The 4,864-nt window shown below is 43.4% G+C and carries 6 protein-coding genes and 2 pseudogenes; all 8 read left to right on the forward strand.

From position 1 onward, the window contains the following. Positions 1-99, forward strand: a pseudogene (locus GGQ95_RS18520) (enoyl-CoA hydratase/isomerase family protein); the annotation flags it as partial. Between the two features lie 140 nt (positions 100-239). Continuing rightward, a complete protein-coding gene (locus tag GGQ95_RS18060; RefSeq protein WP_066150430.1) occupies positions 240-1,115 on the forward strand; it encodes a PaaX family transcriptional regulator in 876 nt (291 codons plus the stop codon). Between the two features lie 89 nt (positions 1,116-1,204). Next, a complete protein-coding gene (locus GGQ95_RS18065) occupies positions 1,205-2,188 on the forward strand; it encodes an MBL fold metallo-hydrolase (protein WP_183187267.1) in 984 nt (327 codons plus the stop codon). Positions 2,189-2,464: 276 nt separating this feature from the next. Further along, positions 2,465-3,400 (forward strand): Phenylacetic acid catabolic protein, encoded by a 936-nt coding sequence (locus GGQ95_RS18070; protein ID WP_066148484.1) that lies wholly within the window; start codon positions 2,465-2,467, stop codon positions 3,398-3,400. Beyond that, positions 3,400-3,726 (forward strand): metal-sulfur cluster assembly factor, encoded by a 327-nt coding sequence (locus GGQ95_RS18075; RefSeq protein WP_080862160.1) that lies wholly within the window; start codon positions 3,400-3,402, stop codon positions 3,724-3,726. The genes GGQ95_RS18070 and GGQ95_RS18075 overlap by 1 nt, the downstream gene beginning before the upstream one ends. Continuing rightward, the gene (locus GGQ95_RS18080; protein WP_044742350.1) at positions 3,726-3,959 is read left to right on the forward strand and encodes a hypothetical protein; all 234 of its coding nucleotides are present in this window, start codon (positions 3,726-3,728) and stop codon (positions 3,957-3,959) included. Before GGQ95_RS18075 ends, GGQ95_RS18080 begins: the two co-directional genes overlap by 1 nt. After that, entirely contained in the window at positions 3,956-4,600 is a 645-nt protein-coding gene (locus GGQ95_RS18085; protein WP_080862159.1) for a Phenylacetic acid catabolic protein, read from the forward strand. The genes GGQ95_RS18080 and GGQ95_RS18085 overlap by 4 nt, the downstream gene beginning before the upstream one ends. Before the next feature lie 130 nt (positions 4,601-4,730). After that, positions 4,731-4,864: pseudogene (locus GGQ95_RS18525) on the forward strand (enoyl-CoA hydratase/isomerase family protein); the annotation flags it as partial.

Consider the following 4,864-nt stretch of genomic DNA (forward strand, 5'->3'; position numbering starts at 1 on the left):
GAAGGGGAGCTACAAAACTTGTTATTCCGTTCGGAGGATGCGAAAGAGGGATTGAGCGCCTTTTTAGAAAAACGCCAGCCAAATTGGAAGGGAATTTAAATGTTTTAGATCACATGTATCGGCCAATCTGGCCGATCTATTTTTTAATTGGCTTTCATCATGCTTGAAAAAATCGGCAAACATTCGTCATAATACATAATAAAGGAGAAAAATTCAAAAAAAGACAGGTGTGAACAGCTATGAAACCAAGAGCGCTCATGTTTACTTTATTTGGGGAGTATATTCAGCATTATGGGAATGAAGTGTGGATTGGCAGTCTCATTCAAATGATGTCTCACTTTGGCATTTCTGAATCGTCCATTCGTGGAGCCGCGCTGCGGATGGTGCAGCAAGAATTTTTTGAGGTGCGGAAAATTGGAAACAATAGCTACTATTCTTTGACTCCAAAAGGAAAGCGGACGATGACGGATGGATTTATCCGCGTCTATTCATTGAAAAACTACAAATGGGATGGCTACTGGCGTATCTTAACCTATTCTGTACCGGAGGAAAAGAGGGAGCTGCGCAATCAAATTCGCAAAGAATTAAGCCTGATGGGGTTTGGTCTTATTTCCCATGGAACGTGGGCAAGCCCTAATCCTGTGGAACAGCAAGTAATGGAATTGATTAGGGATTATCATTTAGACCCATATGTGATTTTATTTACGTCGAGCTCCATTGTATCGCACAGTCATGAGCAATTGATTAAGCGCGGGTGGGATTTTGCGCAAATTGCTAAAGAATATGACCGGTTTATCGACACCTATCAACGAATATATGAAGAATTCCAGCGGCGAGCGTGGAACAATGAGCTGTCTGATCGAGAATGTTTTATTGAAAGGACCAAATTAGTACATGAATATCGTAGTTTTTTCTTTATGGACCCAAGCTTTCCTCATGATTTATTGCCAGATAATTGGAGCGGTACGAAAGCCCGTGAGCTGTTTTTTAATGTGCATCAGCTTTTGGCGGTGCCCGCTATTCGTTATTTTGAAACGCTGTTTGAATCGGCTCCTGACCGTGAGCCGCAATTGAACCGGGAAAAGGCGATCAATCCGTTTATCGGAATGATCTAGCGCATCGTATGATATAGAAGTTGTTTCGCTGAAGGAACTGGATGGACTCGACGGCGGTTGAAATGAGGAAGGCGGATAAGAGAGGGAGGATATTGATGGTGAATATTGAAATAATCCAGGATCATATGTATCGTATTCCGGTTCCTGTGCCATTTCCGATGAAATACGTTTATTGCTATTTATTTCGCGAGGCAGATGGATGGAGCATAGTCGATGTGGGGTTTCATTATCCTGATGCCATCGATACATGGGAAAAAGCATTTCAGCAGCTTCATGTGGATTGCCGGCAGATTCATTCTATTTATTTAACGCATTTTCATCCGGATCACTTCGGATTAGCAGGATGGATGCAGCGGCAGACCGGGGCGCAGGTGTGGATCAGCCGAGAAGATTATGCGATGGCAGAACGCGTCTGGAAAGAAGGGAGCGATCAAGCCGAGCAAGTCGGGGAGGCGTTTAGGCAGCATAGTGTTCCAGATGAATTAGTGAGCCAAATTGAAGAAAGCATGCAAAAACTGGCTCAACACGTTATGCCGCTTCCCTCTCTCTCCATTCTTAATCGCGATGAAGTGATTCTGGGACAAAAGCGATGGAAAGTGATCGAAGTTCCAGGACACAGCGATGGACTGATTAATTTTTACCAACCGGAGTTGCGATATTTGCTTGTGTCCGATCATGTATTGGAACGCATCACCCCCAATATTAGCGTATGGCCGGGAAGCCATCCCAATCCGCTGCAGCGATATGTTTCTTCTTTGCATCGGGTCAAGGAGCTGGATGTAGCGATAGCATTTCCGGCTCACGGAGAAGTGATTCGCCATCTGCGCCAACGAGTGGACGACATCCTGCGTCATCATGAGAAGCGGTTGCATCATATGAAGTCGCTTGCAAGTGAAGGAAAGACAGCCTACGAAGTGGCATTCGCCGTATTTGGACATAAGTCGCTGACGGCCCATCAGTGGCGATTTGCTATTGCGGAAACATTGGCGCATTTAGATTATTTAGTATCACGCGGAGAGCTCCAAAAGGAGAAGCGCAACGGAAGCGTTGTCTATCAATCTGAAGAAAAATAAGGAGAGACTGGCTGCATGGTTGCAGTCAGTTTTTTATTTGGAATCCATTATAGATAGGGATTTTATATAAAAAACACGATCGAAAAACAAACGTTATGGATTTTTAGTTGTCATTTGTGATTGTTGAATTAAAGCTTTCCTGCTCTCAACACTGAAATCCCGCTATTTTTAAATTTTTATATTTTTCTGATTTTTACGTTGACAACGTGGATTGTGTGTATTAATATTATGTTTAACAGACGATAAAATAAAAAACATAATAAGGAGGGAGAAGAGGTGGATCCATCTACTATTCTGAAGGAAAAGGTTCAAAACGGTTTTATTGTAGAAGGATTAGAAGACATGAATGAAGAGTACTTACAAGCTCTTAAACAAACATTAATCATTGTTGGGGATACGGAATTGTTAAGCATCCCGCCTTTACTTACGGTATATGATCAAGCTCCTACACTAAACAACAAGATTACCGCGCTGGCCATTATGCAAGACGAGATCGGCCATGCTCACATCGCTTACCGCCTCTTAAAAGATTTAGGACAAAATATTGATGATTTACTCTATAAACGTGAACCACATCGTTGGAAAAATCCGTATGCATTTGATTTTGAGTTGTCCAATTGGATTGAGCTAGGAGTCTTTAACGCCTTTTTTGATCGAGCCGGGTATACGCTCCTTGGCGACGCCTTCGAATATACCTCCTATGGTCCTTGGAAACGTGCATTAGTGAAAGTTGACAAGGAAGAGTTGTTCCATCTTAGAAACGGCGAAGTGATTATGAGAACGGCCATGCAGGACCCAGAACTGCGCGAAGAGGTACAAAAAGCCGTTGATTGGATGTTTTTAATGGCCCTTGAATTTTTTGGGGTAGAAGATCGTTTGAAAAGCCGATCAGCGCAGCTTGAATATCGTTTAAAAGGACGAACGAATGATGAATTGCGCCAAAAATGGCTATCTACTGCTGTTCCTTTCTGTGAATCGATTGGGGTGAAAGTGCCTGCTCATTATGATGAACAACAGCAAAAATACGTGTTGGACGTCCCGTTCCCATGTAAATTCGATCCGGTCAATAAAAAGTGGCTAGTTGACCAGCCGGATACATGGGATAACGTGATCAAGCGATTTAAGCAAAGAGGACCGCATAATAAACAATTTGTTGAGCGCATTCAAAAAGGAGCCAAAGAATTAGAGCAATTACGAAAGGATGCGGTGTGATGGGAAAAATCGGGAGCGACACAAAGAAGTATTGGGAAGCGCTGAAGGAAGTGATGGACCCCGAATTTCCAATAAGCGTCGTTGATATGGGACTCATTTATGATATCGAAAAAAATGGCGATGAGCTTCATATTACGATGACATATACCGCAGTTTCTTGCGCATGCATGGAATGGATCGAACAAGACATTCGGCATCGTCTCCTTCAAGAGAATGAGGTTCAGGCAGTGCAGATTAACGTGGTCTGGGATCCGCCATGGACGGTGGATAGGTTGAGTCCTGAAGGGCGCGAAAAATTGAAATATTGGGGAGTGAGTTCAAAATAATGGTGGCTACGAAAAGAAAAACATTTGACATTTTCGCCCGAATTAAGCGCGGAGATCCATTAACCCATATCGGCACTGTTGAGGCAGAAAACGAACATCTGGCCAAAGTCTATGCCTCCTTTACTTATGATGAAGAAGATTGGTCAGAAATGACGGTTGTCGACCGCAGTCAGATTGTTTGGGTGAAAAAGCCTAACTGGTTATTTGCGCAGAAGGAGGGCAGAGTCCGATGAACCATACGCAACGGGAAGTACATGCATTGACGGAATTGCTTGAGACGATCGCCGATCATAAATATGTCCTTGGGGATCGTTTGGTGGAAGTAGGAGTGAGCGGTCCCAATATCGAGGCGACATTAGCGGCGATTGCCATGGCGCAAGGAGAATTAGGGCACGCAAGACTACTATATAACTGGTGTTTTGATTTGCGCGGCATTCGCGGAAAAAAAGCGGAGATTTACGGCCAGACCGGGAAAGCGTTTACAAGTATTGTGAATGTGAACAACTGGATCACGCTCATTGCGGCCTTGTATGCTACGAACCTAGCCATCGATATTGTGTGGCAATCTTTTCTCCAAGCGAATCATCCGGCTGTCACTTCACGTATCCAAAAGCTTATCCGCGAGCAGCAAGATCATTTAATATACGCGAAAAGCTGGGCTTATGAGCTTCGTCATGAACAGGGAGCGATACCAAGTCGTTTTGCACAGGCGTTAAATCATACGGTCAACGAAGTATACGTTTGGCTGACAGAGATTGAGAAAAAAGAAGAATTACAAACAGAAGGGTATTTGCCTATGAATATAAACCTAGCCAATCAATTTAAAGAACATCTAAAGGAAGTGGCGGCGGAATCGCTTGTACAAATGAACTAAGCGAAAACAGAAGCAGGGAGATTTGCGGGAGGTGAGAAGAACGAGGAGAAGCTTAGCGTTTTAGAGCAGCGGGGTACATGCGGTCTTTTACTATAAAATCAATTCTAATAGAAGGAGAGGAGAAGATAAAATGGCGGTAGAAACAAAAACGAAAAATTTAACAGTGGTAAAAAACGAAGGGGTGGCGGAAATTCATTTGCACATTAACAAATCCAATTCTTATGATCTCGCCTTTTATCAGGAGCTGAATGCGGCGATCGACGA

The sequence above is a fragment of the Anoxybacteroides rupiense genome, assembly GCF_014196195.1.
Taxonomy (GTDB): domain Bacteria; phylum Bacillota; class Bacilli; order Bacillales; family Anoxybacillaceae; genus Anoxybacteroides; species Anoxybacteroides rupiense.

Excerpts from the sequence above, each read along its gene's own strand:
- GGQ95_RS18060 (WP_066150430.1), top strand. The coding sequence starts at position 240 with ATGAAACCAAGAGCGCTCATGTTTACTTTATTTGGGGAGTATATTCAG.
- GGQ95_RS18075 (WP_080862160.1), top strand. The coding sequence starts at position 3,400 with ATGGGAAAAATCGGGAGCGACACAAAGAAGTATTGGGAAGCGCTGAAG.
- GGQ95_RS18080 (WP_044742350.1), top strand. The coding sequence starts at position 3,726 with ATGGTGGCTACGAAAAGAAAAACATTTGACATTTTCGCCCGAATTAAG.
- GGQ95_RS18085 (WP_080862159.1), top strand. The coding sequence starts at position 3,956 with ATGAACCATACGCAACGGGAAGTACATGCATTGACGGAATTGCTTGAG.